This is a genomic window from Frankia sp. CpI1-P, from assembly GCF_001421075.1.
In the GTDB taxonomy this organism is placed as follows: Bacteria; Actinomycetota; Actinomycetes; order Frankiales; family Frankiaceae; genus Frankia; species Frankia torreyi.
The window spans coordinates 1-26,015 of sequence record NZ_LJJX01000075.1; the positions used below are offsets into that span (position 1 = coordinate 1).

Consider the following 26,015-nt stretch of genomic DNA (forward strand, 5'->3'; position numbering starts at 1 on the left):
CTGACCGGCAGAGGGGACGAGGAAGATCTGCCAACACCAGCCTGCCACACCCCAGAACTAAACAGCGACGGTCTACTAGTCTGCCGACTCGCCCGCGCCTTGCCTATGGGGGCGATGGCGGGAGAGAGATAAATCGTCTCTCACGTGCTCCACCGGCTCCTGCCGAGCCGCCGCCTGCGGTCGCGAACCGCCGGTGACCTGCGCGATCAGCCGATGAGGACGATCACCGGGGGGGCCGCTAGGACGGCTGCGGCGGCCAGGTAGGCCCCGGCGGGCAGCCACCAATGGACCCCCGGCGGGTCGAGTAGCCGCGCGATGCGCGAGATGACCGGATTGGCTGTCCCGAGCCGGAGGCCGGGTGCGTCCGGCGCCACCGCAGCGGCGGTGGCGCCTGCCGGCCCGCCGGCCGGGCTGCCTCCCGGGCCGCCACCGAACTGCATTGCTGACCGGGCCGCCGTGGCCGGCAGGGGATCCTCGGCGCCGAGGGCGGGCAGCACGGCGGCCGGGTGCCCGATGATGCTGAGCGCCCCCGCGGGGACCGGGGCCCGGGCCACGCCGAGTCGGGCCAGCGCCCGGGCAAGCGAGCGGCGGCTGGTCTCGCGGGCGGCGGCGTCGTCGGCGAGCATCTCGACCAGTAAGGACACGGCCGCCGTCGCCTCCCGGGCTGGTCGTAGGAAGGGGAAGGTGCGCTCCCAGGCGACGAACGGCTGGATCACCAGATCGTGTCGCCCGGCCACGTGCGCCGCCTCGTGGGCAAGCACCGCGTCCAGCTCGGCGGCGTCGAGGGTGTTCAACAGCCCCCTGGAGACCACCACCCGGGCGTGGCGGACCCCCGGGACGCAGTAGGNGACCGCGATCGGATGGTCGAGGATCCGCAGCAGGATGCCGGCCCGGTCGCGGTGTTCGCACAGGCAGCAGGTGGTGGGATCGGCGCTGCTTCCACTGCCGCCGCCTGCGCTCGGGGCGTCGCCGGGGTCGGCGTCGCCGCTGGCGGGAGTGGTGGGCGGGNGGAGGNGGGTGTGGTCGGCCGACTCCCGCGCGCCGTGCCCGCGGTGGCGGCGGCCGGCGAGATCGACCAGATGCCGGTGCCGGTGCCGTTCGCGCAGGGTCGCCGCGGTGGAGGCGCAGAGCACCCCGAACAGCCGGCAGGCCAGGGCCGTCGCCGTGGCGAGCCCGACGAGGTTGACCCAGCGCAGGCCGGTGAGGGGGGATCCGGCCGCGATGTTGCCGAGATGGTCGGTGATCGCGGTCGGGGTGTTCGTGGACAGCGGGGAGACGGTGAACGCGATCGCGGCCAGCAGCGCCGAGACGCCGCCGGCCAGCCCGATCGCCTGCCACAGCACGATCGCCGCCCGCGGGCAGCGGTGCGGCCAGCGCGCGGCAGCCAGCAGGCGTGGTACCGGCCAGGCCAGCACGCCCGCGAACAGGGCGAGGAGNGCCGCGGTCGTCATCTCGCCGGCAACGCTACCGCCCGTCCGGTGGAATCTGAACCGTTCGATCCGAGTCGGTGGTCACCGCGGCCGGCCCGTCCGGCCCGCCGGGGTCCGCCCCAAGTGGGGGTGGGATGGCGGGATCCGGGGCCTCGGCGGCCGGATCGCCGCCCAGGGGTTCCAGCGCCCGGCGGAGGATCTCCGCCTCCTCGGCCGAGACCGATCCGACAAAGCGGACCAGCGCCGAACCGCGGTCATCCGCGGTGCCCAGAGCCTCCATCATCGCCTCGGCGACGACGGCCTCCCGGCTGTCGGACGCGGCGTAACGGTGGGCTCGAGCGGCCCGCTGCCGACGGACGAAACCCTTGCGTTCCAGTCGTTCGAGCACGGTCAGCACGGTGGTGTACGCGAGATCGCGTTCATGGTCGAGGCGGGCCGCGACCTCGCGGGCCGTGAGCCAGCCATCGCTCGACCACAACACGTCCATGACCGACCGTTCGAGGTCACCCAGGCGCGCCATACGTCTATCCTACGTCGCGTAGAAGTTCAGGGCGGCGGAACGGTCTCGTTCGCGTCGCCTCCTCCGTCACACAGCCGCGCGACCTCGGCGTTCGCCTCGCGACGGCGGGTGCGGGCGGCCTCGCACCGCCGTCAGCCGGCTCGGGCCGGCGCCGCGGACGTCACAACCCGCCCGTGGCCCGAAGGTCGCACCGCCGAGCCGGCCGCCGGCCGGCGTCGCCCCACGCGGCGTCGGGACCTTCTTCCTGGCCCGATTCGGCGTGACGCCGGCCCATTCCTCCCACGCCGCCCTCGGCCGGGTGCACCCCGGGGACCGTCCCGGCCACCCGGCGTCCGGCCGGGCCCGACGGCGGCGTCGGCAATTGCATTCGCCGCCGTTCCCGGCGGCCTTGTGGCGGGTTACCCGCTTGGCGGCGTCGATGTGTTATCCGAAAGTTATTTTTTTGGTGGAGCTGACCGGCCCGGCCCGGGGGTGCACTTGTTCCGGCCCGCCGTGACCAGTTGCGCGGAATGCGCGGGACGGGCCCTTTGGTGCCGCGGTGAACGCAGCGAATGCCAAGGTCCGCGGCTGACGGGCACGTCACACGGGGTTTGNNGAGGGAAGTGACCGGAAGACGGCGTATGCACGTAGAGGGGACGCGCGATGCACTGCCCCGCCGGCCGGCGTCGCGCATGTCGTGGACCTCACGGAAGCCCGACCGCCGACCGGATCACCCCGCTACGTACCTTAGGACCTTCTACTTTGGGTAGAAGGTCGACTGAATCCCGGTCGATTTCTTCCCGCGGTCCTTCGAAGGAGCCGTGCGCATGGTTCTCGCCGCCGACGCCGTCGACCTCGCTCGTGCCCAGACGGCGTTCTCCCTCGCGTTCCACATCTGCTTCGCCGTGTTCGGTGTCGGTTTGCCATGGCTGCTGATCTACACCGAGCGACGTTGGCTCAAGACCGGCGATCCGGTCTGGCTGGCGCTGACGAAGAAGTGGTCGCGTGCCTTCGCCGTTCTCTTCGCGGTGGGGGCCGTCTCGGGAACAGTGTTGTCGTTCGAGTTCGGGCTGCTCTGGCCCGCGTTCATGTCCAAATACGGGGGCGCCCTTGGGCTGTCGTTCACCCTGGAGGGCTTTGNGTTCTTCACCGAGGCGATCTTCGTCGGCATGTACCTGTACGGCTGGAAGCGACTCTCGCCGCGGGCCCACTGGCTGACGCTGTGGCCGATCGCGATCTCCGGCACCCTGTCGACGGCGTTCATCATCACGGTCAACGCCTGGATGAACGTGCCGCGCGGGATCGTCGAGCAGAACGGCAAGCTCCTCGAGGCCAAGCCGTACGNCCCGTTCATCAGTCCAGGTACCCCGCCGCAGCTCGTCCACATGCTGCTCGCGGCGCTGATGTGTGCCGGCGGTGTGGTCGCGGCCATCTACGCGGTGGGCATGCTGCGCGGTCGTCGTGACACCTACCACCAGCGCGGCCTGAAGATCGGGCTCGCGGTCGTGCTGGTCTGCGCGCCGGTGCAGCTCATCGTCGGGGACTGGGCGGCCCGCGTCGCCGGCGCCAACCAGCCGTTCAAGCTCGCGGCGATGGAGGGCCTCTACCACACCGGGTCGCATGCCCCCTTCGCCATCGGCGGGATCTACGACGACAAGACCGGCGAGATCCGCTACGGCCTGGAGATCCCCAGCGGGCTGTCCCTGCTGGAGGGCTTCAGCACCGGCCATGTGATCAAGGGCCTGGACGGCGCGCCGCCGGACGAACGACCGAACGGCACGCTGGTGCACGGCGCGTTCACCACGATGGTCGGGGCGGGCTCCGCCCTGATCGGCCTGTCGCTGCTCACCGGCCTCGTCGTCCTGCGGCGCCGCCGGCGCCGGGAGCGCCCGCTGCTACCCACCAGCAGGCCGTGGCTGATCGCCGCGGCGTGCACCGGGCCGGCGGCGATGCTGGCGATGCTCACCGGCTGGGAGGTCACCGAGGGTGGCCGCCAGCCGTGGATCGTCGGCGACCACATGCGGGTCGTCGAGGGCGTTGCCGGCGGCGACGCGGTCGCGCCGATGTTCGCGGGCACCCTGGTGCTGTACCTCGGGCTCGCCGGCGCCCTGCTGCTCATCCTGCGGCGGATGGCCACCGGCGGCCCCAGCGGCGAGCAGCTTCGTCCCGGCAAGCCCGTCGGTCCCTCGGCCCCCACCGCCCCCCGTCCGCGCGACGGCGGGTCCGGCAGCGGCGGCTCGGGCCCGGCCGGCTCCGGACCGGAACAGGGCAGCGGCGGCGACGAGTCCGGCTCGAAGGAGTCCGTCCCCGCCGCGCAGTACATCCCGGCCGCCCGGGGAGTGCCGGCCGCCCAGGGAGTGCCGGCCGCCAGGTCCTTCCCTGCCGCCGAGTCCTTCCCTGCCGCAGAGTCCGTCCCTGCGGTCAGGTACGTGCCGGCCGCCAGGTCCTTCCCTGCGGCCGAGTCCGTCCCTGCGGTCAGGTATGTCCCGGCCGCCACGTACGTTCCCGCCGCCCGGCACGTTCCGGCCGCCGAGTACGACCCGGCCGCCGAGCCGGTCGCCTGGTACACGCCCCGGACGGATCTGCTCTCTGAGCGTGACCAGACGGGCATGCCGGTGGCGGTGCTCCTCCCCGGCCGCCTCCCCGTGACCCCCGCCGGCGCACCCGCTCCCGCCGGCGGCATCATGGCCACCGGGGTAGGCGACCCGTCCGATGGATCCGAGCCGTCCACCGGGTCCGAGCCGCCGACCGGGTCCGACCCGTCCACCGGGTCCGAGCCGCCGACCGAAACCGAGCCGTCCACAGCGGCCGAGCCGTTGACGGGCGCCGAGCCCGGCGTGGATCCGAGCCGCAACCCGCCGCCGACCATCAGCCCGCGGCCGGACGGCGCCGAGCCGACCTCGCCGCCCGCGACGCCGGCTCCCGCGTCGCCCACCATCCCGCGGCCCCGGCCCGAGCCGCACCCCACCGGGTCCTCCGGGGGCGGGCGGCCCGCGCCGTCGAACCGGCGTGGCGCGCCCGGCTGGCACAGCCTGCTGGGCCGGCGCTCCGCCGGGGGCCGGCACGCCTCCACCGCCCGCCGTCCCGACACCGGCGCGCGCACCGCCGGCCGCACCGACCGGGGAGAGACCCGATGACCTCCGCCGACCTGCTCCTCGTCGTCATGGTGATCGGCCTGACCGCCTACGCGCTGCTCGGTGGCGCGGACTTCGGCGGCGGCGTGTGGGATCTGCTCGCCCGGGGACGGGATGCGCGGGCCCAGCGCAAGCTGATCTCGAACGCGATCGGGCCGGTGTGGGAGGCCAACCACGTCTGGCTCGTGTTCATCGTCGTCGCCCTGTTCAGCGGGTTTCCGCCCGCCTACGGGGTGGTCGGCTCGTCGTTGGAGGTTCCGCTGTCGGCCGCGCTGGTCGGCATCGTGCTGCGCGGCGCGGCCTACGTCTACCGTGCCTACGGCGCCGGTGCGGCGGGTCCCGACCACTGGTGGGGGCACGTCTTCGCGGTGTCGTCCACGATCACCCCGTTCGCGCTCGGGGTGGCCGGGGCGGCGCTGGCCACCGGGGACATGTCGCCCGACGACCCGTTCGCCCCGGTCCGCAGCTCGTTCGGCCTCGTCTGCGGGCTGTTCGCGGTTGCCGCGACGGCCTTCCTCGCCGCCGTCTACCTGTGCAAGGACGCGGCGGCCTCGCCGGCCACCGAGCACCTGGTGGCCGACTTCCGCCGCCGCGCCGTCGGCGGGGCCGTGGTGTGCGGCATCCTCGCGCTGATCCTGCTGCCGCTGTTCTGGGACCAGGCTCCCGTGGTGGCGCACCGATTCGCCGACCGTTCGCTGCTGCTGGTCGTGCTCTCCGCGATCGGCGGGATCGGCTCCCTGGTGGCGCTGGCGCGTAACCAGTTCGTCGCCGCCCGGCTGGCGGCGGGTCTCGCGGTCGCCGCCATGCTCTGGGGCTGGGCGATCGCCCAGTACCCCGACCTGATCGTGGGGCAGGTGACGGTCGACGACGCCGCGGCTCCGTCGACCAACATCCACGCGATGCTCTACGCGGTCGTCGGTGGTCTCGTGATCGTCCTGCCGCCGATGATCGTGCTGTACCGGCTGTTCACCCGGCCCGAGCCGGTGGACTGACCGGCCGACCCGATCGGCGGCCCTGGATCGGCCCGGCGGTGACCCACCGCCGGGCCGATCCGTGGTCGGGCCGCCCATCCGGGTGGGCTACGGTCGACCCGTGACGGATGCCCCCCCGCAGGCGCCGGTCACGGCCGAACCGCTCACCCGGCGGGTTCTGGCCGCCGAGGTCTGGCTCGTGCTCGGGGTCTCCTTCGCCGCCTCCGCGCTCTACGCGCTCATCCGCTACGTCGGCGTGCTCACCCGGCCGGGACCGGTCCGTTCCCAGGTCGCCCGGCTGAACACCTCGGCCGCGCCGGGCCGCCCGTGGCTCGATCTCGCCCTGCAACTGGCCGACGTCGCCACCGGCGTGGTGCCCGTGCTGTTGGCCGTGCATCTGCTGGCCCGCCACGGCGGCGGGCGGCGCGCGATCGGCCTCGACGGCCGGCGACCCGGCCCGGACCTCGCCCAGGGCGCCCTGCTCGCGGCCGGGATCGGCGGTCTCGGCCTCGGTTTCTACCTGCTGGCCTGGCACAGCGGCGCCAACCTCACCGTCGCGCCGTCGAGCCTGCCCGACGTGTGGTGGCGGGTGCCGGTCCTTGTCCTGAGCGCCTGCCAGAACGGCCTCGCCGAGGAGGTCATCGTCACNGGCTATCTGCTGGTGCGGCTGCGCGAGCTCGACGTCACGCCGGGGCGGGCGCTGGCGACCAGCGCGCTGCTGCGTGGTTCCTACCACCTCTACCAGGGCCTGGGCGGGTTCGCGGGCAACCTCGCGATGGGGCTGCTGTTCGCCCGGCTGTTTCAGCGCAACGGCCGGGTGTTGCCGCTGGTGATCGCCCACTCGCTCATCGACACGGTGGCCTTCGTCGGCTATGTGCTCCTGGTCGGGAAGGTCTCCTGGATTCCCGCTCCGCGCTAAGGTTAACGACAGGGAAACACAAGTCGTCTATCAGGTGTCCGAAGCTATTCTTCCTGACGCTCCGACGGACCATCGGACAACCACGAGGGACGGGTGGGCGTGGGCTGCCCGGGTGCGCCGCGCACGCGGTGCGGGGCCGAAGTGACGGTGGGGCCGAAGTGACGGTGTGGGCGAATGACGAGGAGGGCGGGGCGGATGGCCACCGGGGTCCGTGAGATCGAACGTAAGTACGCCGTCGAGCCAACCTTCGTGCTGCCGAAGCTGGGTGGCGTGCCCGGGGTCGCGACCGCGCGGACCCGCCGCGCAGTCAGCCTCGAGGCCGTGTATTTCGACACCGACGACCTGCGCCTTGCCCGTAACCGGATCACTCTGCGCCGGCGCACCGGCGGCTCCGACGCCGGCTGGCACCTGAAGCTGCCGGTCCGCGTCGGCGAGCGCGACGAGCTGCAACTCCCGCTCGACGCCGCCGACGGCGTGGTCGACGTGGCTGCGGGCGCGCGGCACACCCCGCCGGCGGAGTTCGTCGACCTGGTGTCGGTGCACCTGCGCGGCGGCGAGCTGCGTCCGGTCGCCCGGCTGCGCACCCTGCGCACCGCCCGGCGGCTGCGCGACGCCGCCGGCGTCGACCTTGCCGAGGTCGTCGACGACCAGGTCTCCGCCCAGACACTCGGCGAGGCGACGGTCGTGAGCACCTGGCGGGAGATCGAGGTCGAGCTCGTCGACGGCAAGCGTGGCCTGCTCGACGACGTCGGCGAGCTGCTGCTGGCGGCCGGGGCGGTCGCGGCGGCGGACTCCTCGAAGCTCGGCCGGCTGCTCGGGCCCGCGCTCGCCGCCGGACCTGGGCCGGACGTGCCCCCGCTGCCGCGCCGCCCGCGCCGGCGGGCCCCGGCCGGCGAGGTCGTGCGCGCCTACCTCATCGAGCAGGTGCGCGCTCTGCTTGCCGCCGACCCGCGGGTGCGGCTCGACGAGCCCGAGGCGGTCCACCGGATGCGGGTGGCCTGCCGGCGGGCCCGCAGCACGCTGCGGACCTTCGCGCCGCTGTTCCCGGCCGACACGGTGACGCTGCTCGACGAGGAGCTGCGCGACCTGGCCGGCGCGCTGTCCGGCGCCCGCGACGCCGAGGTGCAGATCGCCTACTTCGACGGCCGGCTGGCCGAGCTGCCCGCGGACCTGGTCGCCGGGCCGGTCCACGAGACGGTCAGCGCCCACCTGTCCACCGGGATGGCCGCCGCCCGCGAGGAGGCGCTGACGATGCTGCGCAGCGACCGGTACTTCGCCCTCGTCGCCAGCCTGCTCACCCTGGTCCGCGCGCCGCTGACCGGCGCGGCGCGGCGCCCGGCCGGCAAGGTCCTGCCCGGCCTCGTTCACCGCGCCGACCGGCGGCTGGGTAAGAAGGTGACCGCCGCNGCCGGGCTCCCGGTCGGCCACGACCGGGACGAGCTGTTGCACTCCGCGCGCAAGCAGGCCAAGCGGCTGCGGTACGCCGTCGAGGCGGTGACCCCGCTGTACGGCCAGGACGCGACGGCACTCGTCGGCCAGGNGGAGCGGGCGCAGGAGCTGCTCGGCACTCACCAGGACGCCACCATCGCGCGCGATCTCCTGCGCGGCTGGGGCGTCGCCGCCCAGGCCCAGGGCGACCCCACCGCGTTCACGCTCGGCGTGCTGCTCGGGCTGGAGGAATGCCGCGGCCGGCTGGCGGAACGGGACTTCTTCGATGCCTGGCCGCGGATCTCCGCTGCGAAGTACCGCCGCTGGCTCGACTGAGCGGCCGCACGCCGGGGCGTCGGACGGCCGGGGGCGGGTAGCCTCCGGTCGACCCCGCCTTCGTCCCGGTGCCGCAGGAGGCTCGCGATGACCACCTCGACCACGCTCCCGACGACGCCGCTGGGCCCGACGGGCATGCAGATCACCCGGGTGGGTTTCGGCGCCTGGGCGATCGGCGGAGCGGGCTGGGCCTTCGGCTGGGGTGCCCAGGACGACGCCGAGGCGGTCGCGGCGATCCGTCACGCGGTCGCGGCGGGGATCAACTGGATCGACACCGCCGCCGTCTACGGGCTCGGGCACTCCGAGGAACTCGTTGCCCGGGCGCTCGCCGACATCCCCGCGGCCGAGCGGCCCTACGTGTTCACCAAGTGCGGCCTGGTCTGGGACGACGCCGACCGGACCGTCCCGCCGGCCCGCGTGGGCGCCCCGGCCTCGATCCGGGCCGAGGTCGACGCCTCGTTGCGCCGGCTCGGCGTCGACCGCATCGACCTGTACCAGCTCCACTGGCCGCCGCAGGACGGCACGCCGATCGCCGACGCCGTCGGGACGCTGCACGAGCTGCGCGCCGCCGGCAAGATCCGTTCGGTGGGCGTGTCCAACTTCTCCGTCGACCAGCTCGAGCAGGCCGCAGCGGCCGGCGGGGTGGACGTGCTGCAGCCGCCCTTCTCCCTGATCGACCGCGCCGTCGCCGCCGAGATCCTGCCGTATGCCGCCGCCCACGGCATCGGCACGATCGTCTACAGCCCGATGCAGTCCGGGTTGCTCTCCGGGCGCTGGAGCACGACGCGGACCGCCGAGCTGCCGGCCGACGACTGGCGGCGCCAGGCCGCCGAGTTCAACCCGCCGGCCCTGGAACGCAACCTCGCGCTCGTCGACGTGCTCGCCGAGGTGGCCCGCCGGCACGCGACCACGGTCGCCGCCGTCGCGGTCGCCTGGACGCTGGCCTTCCCCGGGGTGAGCGGCGCCATCGTCGGAGCCCGCCGCCCGGACCAGCTCGACGGCTGGTTGCCGGCCGGCTCGCTGACCCTCACCGGCGCCGATCTCACCGAGATCGCCGCGGCGGCCGAGCGGCTCTCGGCCGGCCGCGGTCCGCTGCGGCCCGCCGGCGACGAGTAGCCGCGCCTGGCCGGGACCGGCCGTCGGCGGTAAGGGCCCGTCGGCGGTGGGGGCCCGTCGGCGGTGGGGGTCCGTCGGCGGTGTGGGCCCGATTGTGGGCCGAGATGTGGTTCAGGTCGTGGTCGGATCGAAAGTCCCGTCGGTCACCCGTCCGAGTTGCCACGTCTGGGCCATCCACCGCCCGGTCGGTGCCGCACGCTGCTCACGCTGGGAAATCCCTGTCAGCTCGACGGATTGNGGGACGACCCGGGTGTACTAGCCCGTGGCCGGACCAGCGGTGTTGTTCTGTTACCGGGGCATGAAGTGGACTTCCTTGCTCGGAGGACTCCCGCGAAGCCCTCCGTCCGTGTAGCGTCGTCCCTGGCCGGAGTTCGCCGGTTCGCGTCTCAACCGAGGCGCGGCGGAACAGCGCCAGGATCTCTTGTGGCTTCCTGGCGTTCGGTCCGGGGCCCGCGCGGTGCGGGTCCTGACTGCACCAGCAGGGAGAACGGCACGTGGCTCAGGGCACGGTGAAGTGGTTCAACTCGGAGAAGGGCTTCGGCTTCATCTCCGTGGACGGCGGCGGCTCCGACGTCTTCGTTCACTACAGCGCGATTCAGATGGACGGCTACAAGGCACTTGAGGAGGGCCAGCGGGTCGAGTTCCAGGTGACCCAGGGTCAGAAGGGTCCGCAGGCCGACGCCGTCCGCGTCGTCTGAGCCACGAGAGACTTCACGGTCAGCCCGCCCATCGGGTGCTCCGCTGGGCGGGCTGACCGCTTCTCCGCGTCGTTCGTCACGTGGCGGAGTCGATTGCACGACTGCCCGATCGTGCCGGAGGGCTTCGTTTCCCCGGCCCTGTCGGGTATGTCGCCTCGGTCGGAGCCTCGATCGGACAGTTCTCCAGAAGGCGCCTTTCCCCCTGGCCAAGCGGGAATGGAACGGTCTTCGGTGTCCCACCATCGGGACCGGTTGATCCGCCTTCCCGTGGGGCGCCGTACTTTTGCCGCTCGGGGTGATTTCGGTGACGGATCGCCGCCGGGGCGATGGCTGTTCGTGCAAAGCGCGGGTAACCGCATCGCGGTTCTCCGACCGCTTGTTCTCGGTCTTCGCTTGCGGCTCCTCTCGGCAACCAAAGCTTAAAGGTTGCTGAGAAACGCACGGAAAGCGAATGTGCGGCGCGCTGTCGCGACCCGACCAATCACGGCTCGACATGGATGGCGTGCGGGCTCGTGACAGGCCGGCCGCGCGTTGGCGCCGGCCGGCCCACCACTCGCGGAGTCCGGCCCCGCGTCAGCCGGCCGTCAGCTGGTCGTCGACGCGGCCTGCCCGGCCTGCCCGGCGACGAGCAGTTCGGCGATCTGCAGCGTGTTCAGCGCCGCTCCCTTGCGCAGGTTGTCGCCGCAGAGGAACAGCGCGATCTCGTGCGGGTCGTCCGGCGACTGCCGGATCCGCCCGACCCAGGTGGGATCGGTGCCCACCACATCCGAAGGGGTGGGGAACTCGCCGGCGGACGGGTCGTCCACCACCGCGACCCCGGGGGCGCCGAGCAGCACCGCGCGGGCCTCCTCGCCGGTGACGGGCCGCGCGAAGCGGGCGTGCACCGCGACGGCATGGGTGGTGATCACCGGCACCCGCACGCAGGTCGCGGACACCCGCAGGTCCGGCAGGCCCAGGATCTTGCGGGACTCGTTGCGGACCTTGAACTCCTCGGACGACCAGCCGCCGTCGCGCAGCGACCCGGCCCACGGCACGACGTTGAGGGCCAGTGGTGCGGGGAACGGGCCGAGGCCCTCCTCGCCGATCGCCTTGCGCACGTCGCCGGCGGTCTGGCCGAGCTCCCGCGTCCCACCGACCGTGGCGAGCTGGTCGTAGAGGGTGTCGATGCCGGCCTGCCCGGCGCCGCTGGCGGCCTGGTAGGAGGCGGCGAANATCGACTCCAGGCCGAACGCCCGGTGCAGCGCGCCGAGCGCGACGATCATCGACAGGGTCGTGCAGTTCGGGTTGGCGATGATGCCCCGCGGGCGGGCGGCGAGCTGGTCGGCGTTGACCTCGGGGACGACCAGCGGGACGTCGTCGTCCATCCGGAAGGCGCCCGAGTTGTCGACCGCGACCGCGCCGCGCGCCGCCGCCACCGGCGCCCACTGCGCCGACACGTCGTCGGGGACGTCGAACACGGCGACGTCGACACCGTCGAAGACCTCCGGCGAGAGCACCTGCACGGCGACGTCCGCGCCGCGCACCCGCACGGTGCGCCCGGCCGAGCGGGCCGAGGCCACCGGCCGGATCTCCCCCCAGACGTCCGGACGCTCGGCGAGCATCGACAGCATCACCGTGCCGACCGCGCCGGTCGCGCCCACCACCGCGAGCGTCGGCCGTCGGCCGGCCTCGTTGCCCGTCATGCCCCATCCTCCAGGTGAGCCGTGATCAGTGCCGTGCGTTCGGCGATCGGAGCCGTGCTGGCCGCGATCAGTGCCGCGCTGTCTGCGGTCGGTGTCCTCATCGGCCGGTGCCCGCGTAGACGACCGCCCCGCCGTCGGGGTCGCCGAGCTCGAAGGCGCCGTGCACGGCGCGCACCGCACCCGGCAGGTCGGTGTCGCGCACCACCACCGAGATCCGGATCTCCGAGGTAGAGATGATCTCCACGTTGACGCCGGCGTCGGCGAGCGCGCCGAAGAACCGCGCCGACACCCCCGGGTGCGACTTCATCCCGGCGCCGATCAGCGAGAGCTTGCCGATGTGGTCGTCGTAGAGGGTCCGCTCGAAGCCGATCTCGCCCTGCACCTTCGCCAGCGCCGTCAGCGCGGTCCGCCCGTCGGCCTTGGGCAGGGTGAAGGAGATGTCGGTGCGGCCGGAACCCGCGACCGAGCCGACCTGGACGATCATGTCGAGGTTGACGTCCGCGTCCGCGACGGCCCGGAACACCGCCGCCGCCACCCCCGGCTTGTCCGGGCAGCCGACGACCGTCACCTTCGCCTCGCTGACGTCGTGCGCGACGCCGCGGATGATGGCCTGTTCCACGAGCTGTGCCTCCGGAATCTCGGTGACCCACGTGCCCGGCTTCGAGGAGAACGACGACCGGACATGCACGGGGACGCTGTAGCGACGCGCGTACTCGACGCAGCGCAGCATGAGGACCTTCGCGCCGCAGGCCGCCATCTCCAGCATCTCCTCGTAGGAGATCGTGTCGATGCGGCGGGCGTCGGGGACGATGCGCGGATCGGCGCTGAACACGCCGTCGACGTCGGTGTAGATCTCACACGCGTCGGCGTGCAGCGCCGCGGCGAGCGCGACCGCGGTCGTGTCCGAGCCGCCCCGACCCAGGGTGGTGATGTCCTTGGTGTCCTGNCTGACGCCCTGGAAACCAGCGACGATCGCGATCGCACCCTCGTCCAGGGCCGCCCGGATCCGGCCCGGCGTGACGTCGATGATGCGGGCCTTGCCGTGCACCGAGTCGGTGATGACGCCGGCCTGGGAGCCGGTGAACGACCGGGCCTCGGCGCCGAGAGTGGTGATCGCCATCGCCAGCAGGGCCATCGAGATCCGCTCGCCGGCGGTGAGGAGCATGTCGAGCTCGCGGGCCGGCGGCAGCGGTGACACCTGCTCGGCGAGGTCGAGCAGCTCGTCGGTCGTGTCACCCATGGCGCTCACCACGACCACCACGTCGTTGCCGTCGCGCCGCGCCTCGACGACCCGCTCGGCGACTCGTTTGATGCGGTCCGCGTCGGNAACGGAGGATCCACCGAACTTCGCGACCAGGAGCGCCATGGCAGCCAGGTTACCGAGCGCCGACACCTGCCCGCTCCGCTCGCCGGGGATTGCTCCGATGTGACCTGGGCGCACGTCTGCGCAGCGTGCCCGGGGTCCGACCCGAGGCGACCCCGCCCCGACGCAACGCTGTCGTCCCGACGACGGCACGCTGGGCGGATCCGATCCGTTGTGCCAGGGTGACGGCACCGACCGCGTCATATCGACCGCGTCCCGCGGTTGCCGGCGATGGTCCCCGACGCATCAGTCCAGGAAGGACGATCCGCAATGGCAGTCAGCCTCGCCAAGGGTGGCAACGTAAGCCTCACGAAGCAGGCCGCGGAGGCCGGCACCGCCCAGCTCACCGCGCTNAACGTCGGGCTCGGCTGGGATGCCCGCACCACCACCGGCACCGACTTCGACCTCGACGCCTCGGCCATCGGCCTGCGGGCGGACGGCAAGGCCTTCAACGACAGCTACTTCATCTTCTACAACAACCTCGCCTCGCCCGAGGGAGCGATCACGCTGACCGGCGACAACAAGACGGGTCAGGGCGAGGGCGACGACGAGTCCATCATCATCAACCTGCCCTCGGTGCCCGCCGAGATCGACCGGATCGTCGTCCCCGTCTCCATCTACGACGCGGTGAACCGCAGCCAGAACTTCGGCCAGGTGCGCAACGCCTACATCCGGGTCGTCGATCAGGGCGGCAACGAGCTGGTTCGGTACGACCTGTCCGAGGACTACTCCACCGAGACGGTCGTGATCTTCGGCGAGGTCTACCGCAACGGCGCCGACTGGAAGTTCCGGGCAGTGGGCCAGGGCCACAACGACCTCGGCGGACTGGCCCGCGACCACGGCGTCAGCGTCTGAGCCGCGGGCCGGAGCGGGTCATGCGGGCCTGGCAGGTCGTGACGCCCGGGCCGATGGGCACCGGGCCGCTGCGCGCGGCCGAGCTGCCCGTGCCCGAACCGGGGCCCGGGCAGGTCCGGCTGCGCGTCGACGCGTGCGGCGTGTGCCGGACCGACCTGCATCTCGCCGAGGGCGACCTCGGGCCGCACCGGCCGCGCACCGTGCCGGGGCACGAGGTCGTCGGCCGGGTCGACGCGATCGGCCCCGGGGTGGCGCTGGCCCCGGACACGGCGGTGGCCCCGGATACGGATGCCGCCACACCCCCGAGCGTCGAGCCCGGCGCCGAGGGGCTCCTCGGCGCTGTGGATTCCCTCGGTGCCGCGGGTTCCCTCGGTGCCGCGGACGTCGGCGTTGGAGTCGGGCCGCGCGGGGTGCGCCTGGGTGACCGGCTGGGCGTGGCGTGGCTTGCCTCGACCGACGGGACCTGCGTCTACTGCGCCCGCGGCGCGGAGAATCTCTGCCCCGCGTCGACCTACACCGGCTGGGACGTCGACGGTGGGTACGCCGAGTACGTCTGCGTCCGCGCCGACTACGCCTACCGGCTGCCCACCGGCTACAGCGACGCGGAGCTCGCCCCGCTGCTGTGTGCCGGCATCGTGGGCTACCGGGCGCTGCGGCGCGCGGAGCTGCCCCCTGGCGGCCGGCTGGGCATCTACGGCTTCGGCGCGTCCGCCCATCTCGCCGCCCAGGTGGCGATCGCCCAGGGCGCGCGGGTCCACGTGCTGACCCGCTCGGCCCGCGCTCAGGCCCTGGCCCTCGAGCTCGGCGCCGCCTCCGCGAGCGGGGCGTACGACGCGCCGCCCGAGCCGCTGGACGCGGCGGTGCTGTTCGCGCCGGTGGGCGAGCTGGTGCCGGTGGCGCTCGCGGCCCTCGACCGCGGTGGCACCCTGTCCGTGGCGGGTATCCACCTCAGCGACATCCCGCCACTCGTCTACGCCGACCACCTGTTCCAGGAGCGTGACCTGCGCAGCACGACCGCGAACACCCGGGCCGACGGCGCGGAGTTCCTCGCGATCGCCGCCGAGCACCGGCTGGCGGTGACGGTGTCGCCCTACCCGCTCGCCGCCGCCGACCGGGCCCTCGGCGACCTCGCCGCCGACCGGGTCACCGGCGCGGCCGTCCTGCTGCCCTGACGGCACGGCCGGGCAGCCCGCTGCCCTGACGGACGGCACGGCCGGGCCCGGACCGGCCGGTCAGGACGCGCGGGCGGCCAGCCGGCGCAGCAGCACCGTGCCCGCGACGGTGAGGGCCGCGGCCGTCGCCACCTCGCGGGGCAGCCGGTGGCGGGCCTCGTTCTGGATCTTCTCGTGAAAGCGGTCGAACCGGCTCGGCCAGGGACTGGAACCGACGAAGTACCGGCCCACCTTGTCGGTGTCGGGCAGGCAGGCGCCGGTCATGCCGGCGAGGACGGCCAGGCGCCGCCCGTCCGGGGCCGACGCGGTCAGCAGTGCCATGGCAGCGAGCCCGGCGACCCCGTCCCGGCGCGCGATCGGCAGCCACTCCGGCTCGGTGTTCGGGCCGGTGCCCCAGTGCGGCAGTGCGTCCATGGCGAGATGCGAGAGGAATCCCGCGGCCAGGGCGGGCACGGGATGCCGGATCGCCATACCCACGAAGGCGCCCGCGCCGACATGCGAGCTGATGATCATACGGAGGACCTCCTGATGGACGGTGGACCGGCCGCCTCTAACCATGCCGCCCGGCTCCGCGTCCGCTGACCGCGGGGGTCGGCATCGGGNCTGGCGGCGGCCCTCGCCGTGGTCGTTGCGTGGTCCGTAGGAGCGACCGGATGGGCGGACGTATCGGGCATATGCACGTGCGAACGCTCCGCTGGATGAACGTTCCAAGGCGATCGCCGACGCCCGTTCGGACGGCGGTGCCAACGCGCGTCCGAAAGCGTGGGCGGACGAGATCGCGAAAGCGTGCGCACATGCTCGCGCGAGTGCACATGATGGGCACATGGGCGCGCGGCGTAGCATCTGGGTGCACAGCGCAGCGATGCGTTGCAGATCCACACATGGACGGCCGGCGGCAGCCAGGCCCGGTGGCAGAAAGTGACCATATGTGCGGACGGTGACCGGGGGCGGCGGGGAGGTGTCGGATGATCTCCAGGAGGAAGCTCGGTTCACTCGGAGGCGCGCTGGGCCCCAGGGGGGCGGTCCCGGGTCGTGCGCGGGCGCGACGGCACCTGAGCGGCCTGGATGGATAGGTGGATCCGAGGCGTGCGGACCTGTCCCTTACGTCATGCCGGTGATCTCGGCGCCGCCCTGCCACCGGGCGCCGTCATCTCGGTGGCGTGGCGGTTGGACGGCGCCGGACGGATCATCGGTGGAATGCTGCCCCACGGGCATCCGCAGGGCGGCCCGCAGGGCAAGCGGGTCCTGCACGGAGAGGGCGTCTGGGCGGCCGAGATGTTTCCCCGGGACCGAGAGATCACCACGGAGCTCGACCTGGTCGAGCCCGGTTCCGCGGCCCACCCTGCCCGGCTCGTCGTGCACGGCCCGGAGCGGGACATCGTCGGCTACGTGGACCAGCCGCGACTGCCCACGGACCGGCTGGGCCGGCTGACGACCGGCATGCGGCGCGACGCCCGCCAGATTCGGATCCGGGCCGCCGNCCGGATCTGGTGGATCAGGGCGACGAAGGTCTTCGGCGTGCGGGTCGTCCGCGACCACGGTGTGGACGTCTACCGCACCCGTGGCCTGCACGCCGTGTTCAGCGCCGAGGCGGACCACCTCGATGTCAGCGTCGTCCTGCTGACCCTCGCCTCGATCCCCAGTTCGACGTACGCGCCCATCCTCGGCTTCTGACCGGCTGACCCGCCTGACCCGCCGGCCGGCGGGTCAGGCGGTGACGACCCGGCGTCCCTCGAAGGCGCGGCCGAGGGTCACCTCATCGGCCCACTCCAGGTCGCCGCCCATCGGCAGGCCGCTGGCCAGCCGGGTGACCCGCAGCCCCATCGGCCCGATCTGGCGGGCGAGGTAGGAGGCGGTGACCTCACCCTCGGTGTTCGGGTCGGTGGCGAGGATCAGCTCCGTCACCGTGCCGTCGGCCAACCGCGCGACGAGTTCGCGGATGTGCAGGTCGTCGGGCCCGACCCCGCCGATCGGGTTGATCGCCCCGCCGAGCACGTGGTACCGCCCGCGGAACTCCCGGGTGCGCTCGATCGCGACGACGTCCTTGGGCTCCTCGACCACGCAGATCAGGGCCTGGTCGCGGCGGGGATCGGCGCAGATCCGGCACAGCTCCGACTGGGCGACGTTGAAGCAGCTCCGGCAGAACCGGACCTTGTCCTTGACCTCGGTCAGCGCGGTCGCCAGCCGGCGGACGTCCACCGGGTCGGCGGCCAGCAGATGGAACGCGATCCGCTGGGCGCTCTTGGGGCCGATGCCGGGCAGCCGCCCGAGTTCGTCGATCAGGTCCTGGACGATGCCCTCATACATCGGTGCTCCCGCCCGTCAGCCCAGTCCGGGACGACCGGGACCGCGCGGCACAGCGCCGCCGCCGGCCAGCAGGCCACCGAGATCACCCAGCCCGCCGAGCGCCCCACCGGCCCCACCGGCAGCGGCGGCCCCACCCAGCCCGCCGGCGCCCAGCCCGCTCGCGCCCAGCCCACCCGTGAGCGAGCCCATCCGTTCCGCGGCGAGCCGATGCGCGTTGGTGGTCGCGTCGCGGACCGCCGCGAGGATCAGATCGGCGAGCGTCTCGGTGTCCTCCGGATCGACCGCCTCCGGGCTGATCGTGAGGTCGACGAGCTCGCCGCCACCGTTGACGGTGGCCCTGACCAGGCCGCCGCCGGCCGTGCCATCCACCCGGGCGGAGGCGAGCTCCTCCTGGGCCGACAGGAGCGCGGCCTGCATCTTCTGCGCCTGCTGGAGGATCTGCCCCAGGTGGGCCCCACCACCGGCGGGCAGTCCACCGCCGGCCGGGGTCCCATCGCCGGCGGAGGTCTGCGAGTTCGACATGTCGACGAGCCTACTTTCCTGTCAGCTTGTCGGGATCTGTTCGATGACCGTGGCGCCGAGCCCGGTTCGCAGCAGGGACATCGCCGCCTCCGCGCCGCCGCGGGCGCCGCCCGCCTGCCCCGGGGCATCGTCGTCGTCGAGAGACGGCTCGTCGTTGACCGGCGGTGCGGCGGCCGTGCCACCACTTCCCGTTCCCGCCGTGCTACCCCCCGNCGAACCGTGCCCACCGGCTCCGGCCGTGCCGGTGCTGTTCTGGCTGGTGCTGTTCTGGCCGGTGCTGTTCTGGCTGGCGTTGTTCTGGCCGGCGGCGTGCGCACCGGCGTCGCGCTGTCCGGCGATGCCGTGGGCGGCGGCGGACCCCTGGCCGCGGTCGCCGGAGTGGGTACCGCTGCCGCCGTCCCCGATCTGATCGTGGGTTGGCGGGGTGGGCTCGGGGAAGCGGGGGCTGTCGCCCTCATGGCCCGGGTGATGATCCCCGCCCGGCCCCCCGCCGGGGCCGCGCCAGCCGTCGTTGGCTCCGCCTCGCCCGGGTCCGCCCGCGGGACCGTATGCGCCTGCCGCCCGGCCGGCGCCCCCACTGTCGGCGCGCGGCGCGGGACCGCCCGGACCGGGTGCCCAGCCCGCCGCAGCGGGCGGTCGACCGCCGCCGTCCACGCCGCCAGGTCCCTCACCGGCGGGCGCATAACCCGCATGATCCTGGTGGTCCGGGTAATTTCCGCCGCCCGGCCCCTGCCAGTGCCCCGCCACGGGTTGCCCTGGCCCAGATTGGCCTGGTGTGGGCCCGCCGGTTCGGCCGCCCGCCGCCGGCGCCGGTCCACCGCCACCGGCGCGCTGATCAGGACCGGCCCAGGCTGGTCCTGATCCCGGCTGGCCACCGAAGCCACCGCCGGGCGGTGGCGGTCCCCCGGCCGGCCGGCCGCCGCCACCCCGCCCAGGACCGGAGCCTCCCGCGGGCCCCACACTGACCCGCCAGGTCCCGCCGATCTTCTCCGCCAACGCGGTGCAGAACACTTCGGCGTTGTTGCCCTNCCCGAACATCCGTCCCATCGTCGGGCTGGCGAAGGCGAGCACCACCTCGTCACCGCGCACGTCGGCGACGGTCGCGTGGTCCTTCAGGATCGCGTGCGTCTTGCGACTGCGACGGCCGGCGAGCACGAGGACCTCGTCCCACAGCATCCGCAGGCCAGCGGCGTCGATCCGCCCGCCGCCCGGCCCGGCCCCGCCGCGTTGCCCAGCCCCACCACGTTGCTCAGCCCCACCGCCTTGCCCAACTCGGGGGCCTTGCCCAGCTCCGGCGCCTTGCCCAGCTCCGGCGCCCTGCCTGGCTCCGGGGCCGCCACCGGCTCCCGGCTGCGGCCCGAAGCTGGTGCCTGCCGGCGGCGGCCCGTAGCCGGCGCCACCGGTCGGGGCACCCGCACCGATCCCGCCGGCCGCCGAGGCCGCGTCCCACGACCCGCCGGCCAGCCCCGGGGACGTGGGAGCCGCGGCGGCGCGCGCCGGGTGAGCGGGTGCCGGCCGAGCGGGCGCCGCTTCCCGCGCGGGACTCGCCGCATCGTCCGGGCCATGCGGGCCATCCGGGCCGTCGGCACCGCGGAACGGGGAACTGCCCGCCACCGGGCCCGGGCTGAAGCCGGGCGCCGAGGCCGGGTGCCCTGCGGCCGGGTCGGGAGCGGCGAGCACGGAACGCCGCTCCAGCCGTTCCAGCCGGGTCAGCAGCGCCGCCGGGTCCGCCGAGGCCGCGGGCAGCAGCGCGCGGGCGAGGATCAGCTCGAGCATCAGCCGCGGGCTCGTCGTGCCCCGCATCTCGACCAGGCCGCCGTGCAGCACGTCCGCCGTGCGGGACAGCTCCGCGGGGCCGACCGCGGCGGCCTGCGCGCGCATCCGGTCGATCTGGTCGGGGGAGAAGGATTCCAGCAGCCCGCGGGCATCGGCGTCCGGGACGGCCGCCATGATGATCAGGTCGCGGAACCGGTCGAGCAGGTCGGTGGCGAACCGCCGCGGGTCGTGCCCGGCGGAGACGACCTTGTCGACGACGGTGAACAGGGCGGCACCGTCGTGCCGCGCGAGCGCGTCGACGGTCTCGTCGAGCAGGACCCCGTCGGTCACGCCGAGCAGGGCCACCGCGCGGTCGTAGTGCAGGCCGTCGTCGTCCGCCCCGGCGAGGAGCTGGTCGAGGACGGACAGCGAGTCCCGGACCGATCCCGCCCCGGCCCGCACGACCAGCGGCAGCACCGTCGGGTCGACGGTGACGCCTTCCTGCTCGCAGATCGACGCCAGGTGCGTGCGCAGCACGCCCGGCGGGACGAGCCGGAAGGCGTAGTGGTGGGTGCGGGACCGGATCGTCGGGATGACCTTGTCCGGCTCGGTGGTGGCGAAGACGAACTTCAGGTACGGCGGCGGCTCCTCGACGACCTTCAGCAGGGCGTTGAACGCCGCGGCCGTCACCATGTGCGCCTCGTCGACCACGAACACCTTGAAGCGGGCCGAGGCGGGGGCGAAGAAGGCCCGTTCGCGCAGGTCCCGGGCGTCGTCGACGAGGCCGTGCGAGGCCGCGTCGNTCTCGGTGACGTCCATCGAGGCGCCGGTGCGGATGCCGACGCACTCGTCGCACACGCCACAGGGCTCGGGGGTGGGCCCCTGCTCGCAGTTCAGCGAGGCGGCGAGGATCCGGGCCGAGGACGTCTTGCCGCAGCCCCGCGGGCCGCTGAACAGGTACGCGTGGTGCAGCCGGCCGGTTCGCAGAGCCTTGCGCAGCGCGTCGGTCACGTGTTCCTGGCCGACGACCTGAGCGAAGGTCGCGGGACGGTACCGGTTGTACAACGCTGTGCTCACTGGCCTGCTCCGCGTGCTCGACGAGACGATCGGCGAAACGAGAGGACCCCCCGCACACCCGTCAGAGCCCGCTTACCCTTGCTGCCTTCCGGCCCTGGGGGGTTTCACGAGGGTAACGCCGCACGAGGGGTCTGCTCCGCAGTCTAGCCCGTCCCGGACGATCATGAATCCGGAGGTCCCCCGCCCCACCCGAACCGGCCGCCACCCCGCCCCGGCGGTCGTCCGCGCCCGACCGCCGTCCGCGCTGGCGCCGGGGCTCGGCTTTATCCTTTTCCCTGCCGGGGGGACGAATCGGGCGCGGAACCCTCTGGAAGGGCAAGGAAGTCCGGCCTCCGCCCTCCGCTGGCCAGGAGCTCGCGTGCGGCCTGTCCTCGCGCCTGCGCGGGTGTTCGCCCGGGACCCGGGTCGAGGCCCAGCCGTCTGGTTACGTGCGGTGACGGGTGACGGGGGTGGGAACGGGGGTGTGCGGGGGGCCGGTGTCCTGTGGTCCTTGGGTATGGACATACCGGACGCCGAACCCATCAGAGCGACCACATCGGCGCTCTCCCACGCAGCCACCCCGAACACCCGCCAGCCGCCGCCACGCTCCGCGCTCGCCGCCGCGGCCCGCGGCCCGCTCGACCTCGGGCCCCACCGACGCGCCGCCCCGCCCTCGGACCCGTCCTCCCACCACCACAAGCCACCACCACAAGCCACCACCACAAGCCACCACCACGGCCACGTGACACGGTCATTCAGATTCCGCGGAACCGCGTCAGCCTCCGGGATCTTGCCAGTGTCGNTCCCCGCGCAGGCCCGACCCACGCCGGTTACCGCAACACGGGACGGTCCGGCGGCCGATGCCCCCAACGGCCGGGGTCAGCGGGCCGTGCCCAGGCGGACCAGGGTGCCCCGAGAGGCGCGCTGGGCCTGACTGCGCGCGGCTGGGCGACCCCGCGTCCACGGACCGGCGACGATCAGATAGTCTCATCGACGGAGGATTCGCCTAGTGGCCTAGGGCGCACGCTTGGAAAGCGTGTTGGGGGCAACCCCTCGAGAGTTCGAATCTCTCATCCTCCGCAACGATCTTCCCGGGTTCGCCGGACTGCCCAGCCTTCGATCAGGCAGGACAGGATCGGCCCCGATCTCTCCCGAGGCCGCTCCCGCCTACACCCCGCCCCGCGACCCGCCGGTCTGGGCCGGTACCGGCCTGAACCTCCACATCACCGTCCCGCCCGTTCACCGTTCCCGCCACGAGCGCCACCGACGCCGCGACGGCAACGCTTCGGCGACCGCCCCGGGCGGTAGACGCAGGTCGTACCCCGCGTACTGCTCATCCCCGGGATACAAGATCGTCGGAATGAAGCAGGCAACGAACTCGTCGGTCGCCTCTGCCGTGTACACCCGGATCCCGAGATCACCGAGCCGTCGCGGGATTACCTCACCCGGCTCGCGCGCCACGTCGTACCGCCGCACCCGCAGGCCCGGCGCATCCTCCTCGGCGGCCCAGTCCTCCCCGAGACCATCCCACGCATTCCCCGTCATCCGGCCACCGTGCCACACCGCTCCATACCTCTAGGCGGATCAGGTTCCGATGGTTGATGTTGTCCGGGAGACCCACTCGGCCCGGCTGATCGCGTAGATGTTCCGCGGCTCACCGTTCGGTCGATGGGTCCCTCGGCGAGGGTGAGACCAAAGCTGCTCGGCGACGCGGATGAAGCTGATGTTCTCCGGATGGATGATCAAGATTGGGCGGCTACGGCCGGCCTCGGTGAACGCGAACTCGACGGCGGCCGTCGCACCTTCGGAGGCGATGCTCTCACCCCACCGATCCCGCCCTACCGTCCACGCCACCTCGCACAAGCTCTATCGATGATCGAATGGGATGATCTGTCAGGCGAGGTGAAAGACGCAATCACCGGACAGGCCGGTCCGGTGGTCTCCGCCGGCACTGTGGATGGGGGGACGGCTCCTCATCGACGGCCCGGTGGTGCGGGTGGTGGACTGGGCGCGGCCCGCCGCCGCTTGCTGGGTTGACGCGGCGTTCATGGTGATCCGGCTTGTCGGGGCCGGCCATGAACCGGCGGACGCCGGACAGTGGGCGACCGGTCTCGCCTGCTGGACGGTCGCACCGGACGCCCTGACCGCGTTCGCCTGCTACGTGACCTGCCTGTGGACGGTCCGGGCCGCCCAAGGGGGAGGCTCGGCGGCCGCGTGGCGGGCCCAGGTAGCCCGCCGGTATGCCGCCGACCGGCAGGGGCGCTGAACCAAGCTTGCCGAAGCCGGCAACGTCCAGGTCGAGGTGGGTGGTCCGATGCTGCACAGAGGGCGCGCGCGGATGCCTTCGATCTTGTCCATGAGCCATGATGTTGGGGTGACCGTCAGGGTGCTGGACCGCGAGGTCTACTCGATGAGCGAGGCAGCCCGCCTGCTCGCGGTGAGCCCGGCACGCCTGAGAGGGTGGATCGACGGCTACACCCGTGGGGAGATCCACTATGACCCGGTGATCCGCCCCGAGCGGACCGGGAACGAGGCGGTCACCTGGGGCGAGTTCGTCGAAGCTGGTTATCTCCNGGAGTACCGCGTCAAGGGGATCTCCCTGCAAAAGATGCGGATCGTCGTGCAGCGCCTACGCGAGCGGTTCGGGGTGTCCTACCCCCTCGCCCACGCCAAGCCCTACGTGTTCGGGATGGACGTCGTGCTCGCGGTCCAGGAAGAGGTCGGCCTCGGCAGTTCGCTGTCCATGGTCCGGATCAGCGACGGGCAGTTGGTGCTCGCGCCAAAGGCGCAGCACTTCTTCGAAATGGTCGAGTTCGCACCAGGTGCTGGCGTCGGCGAGGATGAGGCGTTGCGCCTGTTCCCGGACAGCACTTCCCGCCAGGTCGTCCTCGACCCGCTGCGGCAGTTCGGTTCCCCGGTGGTGCGCAGCACTCGCACGGCGAACCTGTACGAGCTGTGGGCTGCCGGCGAGTCCATCGCGGAGATCGCTGAGGCCTATGAGCTGCCGGACGCGGANGTCGAGGCCGCGGTGCGCTACGAGAGNCGTCTTCGAGGGCAGGAGATCGCAGCCTGAACATGGACGACGGTGCCGTACTACGGCTGCGGTGCGACTCCGGCTCTATGGCCTGGGACTGTGTGCTACGCCGATGACGTGTGCGCTTGCTCCGAGCATCGAGGGTTCGGTTTCGGTCAGACGGATGGCTCGGAGGAGATCGCCGGGGTCGGCCATTCGCCGCTCGAGGTCCCCCAGCAGCCAGGCGAAACCTTCGACAGCGACAAGACTGATGTCCTGGTAGCCGGCGCGGTCGAGCTCCGCGCGCAGCTCCTCGGGGTGGTGGAAGTAGGCCCAGAAACCGCCCTCGGTGGGGCGGGTCGGGTCCTGGCTCAGGCCGGTCCGTAGGTTGTGGTCGAAATCGTCCCAGATCTCGCCGCTTTCGAGTAGGCCCTTCCTCGTCGCGTCCAGGACCCAGGCGTGTCGGGTGATGACCTCGACCAGAACGGTTCCGCCGGGTCGAAGGACACGGCTCGCCTCGCGCAGCGCCGCCGCCCGGTCGTCCGGCTCGACGAGGTGGTAGAGCGGGCCCATCAGCAGCACGATGTCGGCGGCTTGATCGGCGACCGGCAGACGGCGAGCTTCGCCCAGCTGGGCTCGAAACGGTGCGTGCTGTTGCGACCNGCTGCGGGCTCGTGCCCTGTCGACATGGCGGGCGACCGGGTCGATGAGGAGCACGTCGTGGCCACGTTCGGNGAGGTGCGCGGCGTGCCTCCCTGGTCCACCGCCGACATCGACGACACTTCCATGCCTGGGCAGGAACCGGGCGAAGATGTCCCAGCTCCGTAGCCGGACCAGGTCACCGAGGCCCGGCTTCCACAGACGCCGGTCCTCATCAGCCAACTCGTACCGGGCCGTTACGCGGCTATCGACCTCCATCTGGCCAGTATGGGAAGGCCGTCCGCACCTGGCGATCATTTTTGCCCGTCCTGCGCGACGAGACCAACCGCTGCGCCGCGCTCTTGCAGGCCATCGCCCGGGTCGACCGCGCGGTNGCTGGCCTCCCTGAGCGGACCGTCGAACTGGTCGAACTACTCATATCGACCATCTGGCGACTCTTCCGATCCGGGTCCGTATGCCGCGGGTCTTTCTGTCGGACCGCGCTCCTAGCCTGAGTGCTGTCCGGAAGGCGCTACGCCGGAAGGTGCAGAGTCCGCCGCCGGGGGCCGGGGTAGACGGTAGGTGTCGTCCGGGCTCCCGCAGCTAGGGTGATCCCGGTGATCCCGGGGACCGAGGAGCTGGAGCGGAGGGTAGATGGCGACTGNGCACGACGTCGCGGCTTACATCCTGCGGGCTCGCGGGCCGATGTCGACCATGAAGCTACAGAAGCTCGTCTACTACTCGCAGGCGTGGCACCTTGTGTGGGAGCAGCGTCCCCTGTTCCCCCAGGAGATCCAGGCATGGGCAAACGGGCCTGTGGTGTACGAGCTCTTTGACGCCCATCGCGGTCTGTACACCGTCGGACCCGAGTGGCCCAGAGGAAATGCGGACGCGCTCCTGCCGGATGAACGATCCAGCATTGATGNCGTCCTGGACAGCTACGGCGATCTGTCCGGCCGCCAGCTCAGTCACCTCACCCACGCTGAAGGTCTGAGGTGCTGCCCGTTTCACGGACACGCGATAGTTGGACTATATCAGCTTTACGCCGCCTCCGGTATTGATGTCTGACTCGTCAGGTAGAGATGTTCGACGTGTTCCGGAGTGTGGTAGCCGAGGGTGG

At 72.7% G+C, this 26,015-nt stretch carries 21 protein-coding genes, 1 tRNA gene, 1 other RNA gene and 16 pseudogenes; 21 read left to right on the forward strand and 18 right to left on the reverse strand.

Going from position 1 to position 26,015, the window contains the following annotated elements; all coding sequences use genetic code 11:
- Positions 1–206: 206 nt before the first annotated feature.
- The 3 genes and pseudogenes from FF86_RS59815 to FF86_RS28450 form a co-directional block, all read right to left on the reverse strand.
- On the reverse strand, positions 207–847 hold a 641-nt coding region (locus FF86_RS59815), incomplete at its 5' end, for a M56 family metallopeptidase (RefSeq protein ID WP_242419791.1).
- 168 nt (positions 848–1,015) lie between these two features.
- A pseudogene (locus FF86_RS59825) lies at positions 1,016–1,436 on the reverse strand (M56 family peptidase); the annotation flags it as partial.
- Between the two features lie 28 nt (positions 1,437–1,464).
- Entirely contained in the window at positions 1,465–1,950 is a 486-nt protein-coding gene (locus FF86_RS28450; protein WP_044888231.1) for a BlaI/MecI/CopY family transcriptional regulator, read from the reverse strand.
- An 806-nt stretch (positions 1,951–2,756) separates the two neighbouring features.
- Between FF86_RS28450 and FF86_RS59830 the strand changes: the two genes are divergently transcribed.
- The 11 genes and pseudogenes from FF86_RS59830 to FF86_RS28480 form a co-directional block, all read left to right on the forward strand.
- A partial coding sequence (locus tag FF86_RS59830; protein WP_242419792.1) for a cytochrome ubiquinol oxidase subunit I occupies positions 2,757–3,069 on the forward strand: 313 nt, incomplete at its 3' end.
- Position 3,070: 1 nt separating this feature from the next.
- Positions 3,071–3,273, forward strand: a pseudogene (locus FF86_RS59835) (cytochrome ubiquinol oxidase subunit I); the annotation flags it as partial.
- Position 3,274: 1 nt separating this feature from the next.
- Positions 3,275–5,066: pseudogene (locus FF86_RS28455) on the forward strand (cytochrome ubiquinol oxidase subunit I); the annotation flags it as partial.
- Positions 5,063–6,055, forward strand: a complete 993-nt coding sequence (locus FF86_RS28460) for a cytochrome d ubiquinol oxidase subunit II (protein WP_044888233.1) — start codon at positions 5,063–5,065, stop codon at positions 6,053–6,055. The pseudogene FF86_RS28455 and the gene FF86_RS28460, both read left to right, overlap by 4 nt.
- Before the next feature lie 61 nt (positions 6,056–6,116).
- Positions 6,117–6,682: CPBP family intramembrane glutamate endopeptidase (locus tag FF86_RS59840; protein ID WP_396230157.1), on the forward strand; the 566-nt coding region annotated here is incomplete at its 3' end.
- A gap of 1 nt (position 6,683) precedes the next feature.
- Positions 6,684–6,953 (forward strand): annotated as a pseudogene (locus FF86_RS59845) (CPBP family intramembrane glutamic endopeptidase); the annotation flags it as partial.
- Positions 6,954–7,148: 195 nt separating this feature from the next.
- Positions 7,149–8,359: CYTH and CHAD domain-containing protein (locus tag FF86_RS28470; protein WP_242419793.1), on the forward strand; the 1,211-nt coding region annotated here is incomplete at its 3' end.
- Between the two features lies 1 nt (position 8,360).
- A pseudogene (locus tag FF86_RS59850) lies at positions 8,361–8,493 on the forward strand (CHAD domain-containing protein); the annotation flags it as partial.
- A 1-nt stretch (position 8,494) separates the two neighbouring features.
- A pseudogene (locus FF86_RS59855) lies at positions 8,495–8,717 on the forward strand (metal-binding protein); the annotation flags it as partial.
- A gap of 87 nt (positions 8,718–8,804) precedes the next feature.
- Positions 8,805–9,833: an aldo/keto reductase gene (locus FF86_RS28475; protein WP_044888235.1), complete on the forward strand. Its 1,029-nt coding sequence runs from the start codon at positions 8,805–8,807 to the stop codon at positions 9,831–9,833.
- Between the two features lie 494 nt (positions 9,834–10,327).
- Positions 10,328–10,531, forward strand: coding sequence for a cold-shock protein (locus FF86_RS28480; protein WP_009740954.1), 204 nt, complete (start codon positions 10,328–10,330; stop codon positions 10,529–10,531).
- Positions 10,532–11,115: 584 nt separating this feature from the next.
- Here FF86_RS28480 and FF86_RS59860 read toward each other — a convergent pair.
- From FF86_RS59860 to FF86_RS59870, 4 genes and pseudogenes are all read right to left on the reverse strand, one after another.
- Positions 11,116–11,742, reverse strand: a 627-nt coding sequence (locus FF86_RS59860; protein ID WP_255355960.1) for an Asd/ArgC dimerization domain-containing protein, incomplete at its 5' end; no start/stop codon positions are given.
- A 1-nt stretch (position 11,743) separates the two neighbouring features.
- Positions 11,744–12,213 (reverse strand): annotated as a pseudogene (locus FF86_RS59865) (aspartate-semialdehyde dehydrogenase); the annotation flags it as partial.
- Positions 12,214–12,310: 97 nt separating this feature from the next.
- Positions 12,311–13,159, reverse strand: an 849-nt coding sequence (locus tag FF86_RS28490; protein WP_242419794.1) for an aspartate kinase, incomplete at its 5' end; no start/stop codon positions are given.
- A 1-nt stretch (position 13,160) separates the two neighbouring features.
- Positions 13,161–13,539 (reverse strand): annotated as a pseudogene (locus FF86_RS59870) (aspartate kinase); the annotation flags it as partial.
- 307 nt (positions 13,540–13,846) lie between these two features.
- Here FF86_RS59870 and FF86_RS59875 point away from each other — a divergent pair.
- The 3 genes and pseudogenes from FF86_RS59875 to FF86_RS28500 form a co-directional block, all read left to right on the forward strand.
- Positions 13,847–13,929: pseudogene (locus FF86_RS59875) on the forward strand (TerD family protein); the annotation flags it as partial.
- Position 13,930: 1 nt separating this feature from the next.
- Positions 13,931–14,431, forward strand: a pseudogene (locus tag FF86_RS28495) (TerD family protein); the annotation flags it as partial.
- 20 nt (positions 14,432–14,451) lie between these two features.
- Entirely contained in the window at positions 14,452–15,603 is a 1,152-nt protein-coding gene (locus FF86_RS28500) for a zinc-dependent alcohol dehydrogenase family protein (protein ID WP_044888238.1), read from the forward strand.
- Positions 15,604–15,663: 60 nt separating this feature from the next.
- Here the strand turns inward: FF86_RS28500 and FF86_RS28505 are convergent, their stop codons facing one another.
- A complete protein-coding gene (locus tag FF86_RS28505; RefSeq protein WP_044888239.1) occupies positions 15,664–16,116 on the reverse strand; it encodes a hypothetical protein in 453 nt (150 codons plus the stop codon).
- A 552-nt stretch (positions 16,117–16,668) separates the two neighbouring features.
- Between FF86_RS28505 and FF86_RS59880 the strand changes: the two genes are divergently transcribed.
- Together FF86_RS59880 and FF86_RS59885 are read left to right on the forward strand one after the other, a co-directional pair.
- A partial coding sequence (locus tag FF86_RS59880) for a hypothetical protein (protein ID WP_242419795.1) occupies positions 16,669–17,083 on the forward strand: 415 nt, incomplete at its 3' end.
- A 1-nt stretch (position 17,084) separates the two neighbouring features.
- Positions 17,085–17,277 (forward strand): annotated as a pseudogene (locus FF86_RS59885) (hypothetical protein); the annotation flags it as partial.
- 33 nt (positions 17,278–17,310) lie between these two features.
- Here FF86_RS59885 and recR read toward each other — a convergent pair.
- The 5 genes and pseudogenes from recR to ffs form a co-directional block, all read right to left on the reverse strand.
- Positions 17,311–17,910, reverse strand: a complete 600-nt coding sequence (gene recR / locus FF86_RS28515) for a recombination mediator RecR (protein ID WP_044888241.1) — start codon at positions 17,908–17,910, stop codon at positions 17,311–17,313.
- 15 nt (positions 17,911–17,925) lie between these two features.
- Positions 17,926–18,432 carry a YbaB/EbfC family nucleoid-associated protein gene (locus FF86_RS28520; protein WP_044888242.1) on the reverse strand — a complete coding sequence of 169 codons (507 nt, stop codon included), beginning with the start codon at positions 18,430–18,432 and terminating at the stop codon, positions 17,926–17,928.
- Between the two features lie 1,029 nt (positions 18,433–19,461).
- A pseudogene (locus FF86_RS59890) lies at positions 19,462–20,989 on the reverse strand (DNA polymerase III subunit gamma and tau); the annotation flags it as partial.
- 1 nt (position 20,990) lies between these two features.
- Positions 20,991–21,264 (reverse strand): annotated as a pseudogene (locus tag FF86_RS59895) (DNA polymerase III subunit gamma and tau); the annotation flags it as partial.
- A gap of 38 nt (positions 21,265–21,302) precedes the next feature.
- Positions 21,303–21,399, reverse strand: an RNA gene (gene ffs, locus FF86_RS31240) — signal recognition particle sRNA small type.
- 839 nt (positions 21,400–22,238) lie between these two features.
- Between ffs and FF86_RS28530 the strand changes: the two genes are divergently transcribed.
- Positions 22,239–22,323 (forward strand) — tRNA-Ser (locus FF86_RS28530).
- Between the two features lie 159 nt (positions 22,324–22,482).
- Here the strand turns inward: FF86_RS28530 and FF86_RS28535 are convergent.
- Together FF86_RS28535 and FF86_RS28540 are read right to left on the reverse strand one after the other, a co-directional pair.
- Positions 22,483–22,788 carry a hypothetical protein gene (locus FF86_RS28535; protein WP_044888244.1) on the reverse strand — a complete coding sequence of 102 codons (306 nt, stop codon included), beginning with the start codon at positions 22,786–22,788 and terminating at the stop codon, positions 22,483–22,485.
- Between the two features lie 39 nt (positions 22,789–22,827).
- A complete protein-coding gene (locus FF86_RS28540; protein ID WP_242419796.1) occupies positions 22,828–23,097 on the reverse strand; it encodes a GNAT family N-acetyltransferase in 270 nt (89 codons plus the stop codon).
- 103 nt (positions 23,098–23,200) lie between these two features.
- On the opposite strand from FF86_RS28540, the gene FF86_RS28545 reads away from it, so the two are divergent.
- Together FF86_RS28545 and FF86_RS59900 are read left to right on the forward strand one after the other, a co-directional pair.
- Positions 23,201–23,509 (forward strand): hypothetical protein, encoded by a 309-nt coding sequence (locus tag FF86_RS28545; protein WP_052681535.1) that lies wholly within the window; start codon positions 23,201–23,203, stop codon positions 23,507–23,509.
- Between the two features lie 537 nt (positions 23,510–24,046).
- Positions 24,047–24,258 (forward strand): DUF433 domain-containing protein (locus FF86_RS59900; RefSeq protein ID WP_242419800.1); only part of this gene is annotated, 212 nt, incomplete at its 3' end.
- 103 nt (positions 24,259–24,361) lie between these two features.
- Here FF86_RS59900 and FF86_RS28555 read toward each other — a convergent pair.
- From FF86_RS28555 to FF86_RS63320, 3 genes and pseudogenes are all read right to left on the reverse strand, one after another.
- Positions 24,362–24,918: class I SAM-dependent methyltransferase (locus tag FF86_RS28555; RefSeq protein WP_242419797.1), on the reverse strand; the 557-nt coding region annotated here is incomplete at its 5' end.
- A gap of 1 nt (position 24,919) precedes the next feature.
- Positions 24,920–24,990: pseudogene (locus FF86_RS59905) on the reverse strand (hypothetical protein); the annotation flags it as partial.
- Position 24,991: 1 nt separating this feature from the next.
- Positions 24,992–25,213 (reverse strand): annotated as a pseudogene (locus tag FF86_RS63320) (hypothetical protein); the annotation flags it as partial.
- A 396-nt stretch (positions 25,214–25,609) separates the two neighbouring features.
- Here FF86_RS63320 and FF86_RS69100 point away from each other — a divergent pair.
- Together FF86_RS69100 and FF86_RS69105 are read left to right on the forward strand one after the other, a co-directional pair.
- Positions 25,610–25,820, forward strand: a 211-nt coding sequence (locus FF86_RS69100; protein ID WP_396230158.1) for a Panacea domain-containing protein, incomplete at its 3' end; no start/stop codon positions are given.
- Position 25,821: 1 nt separating this feature from the next.
- Positions 25,822–25,963, forward strand: a pseudogene (locus FF86_RS69105) (hypothetical protein); the annotation flags it as partial.
- Positions 25,964–26,015: the final 52 nt, after the last annotated feature.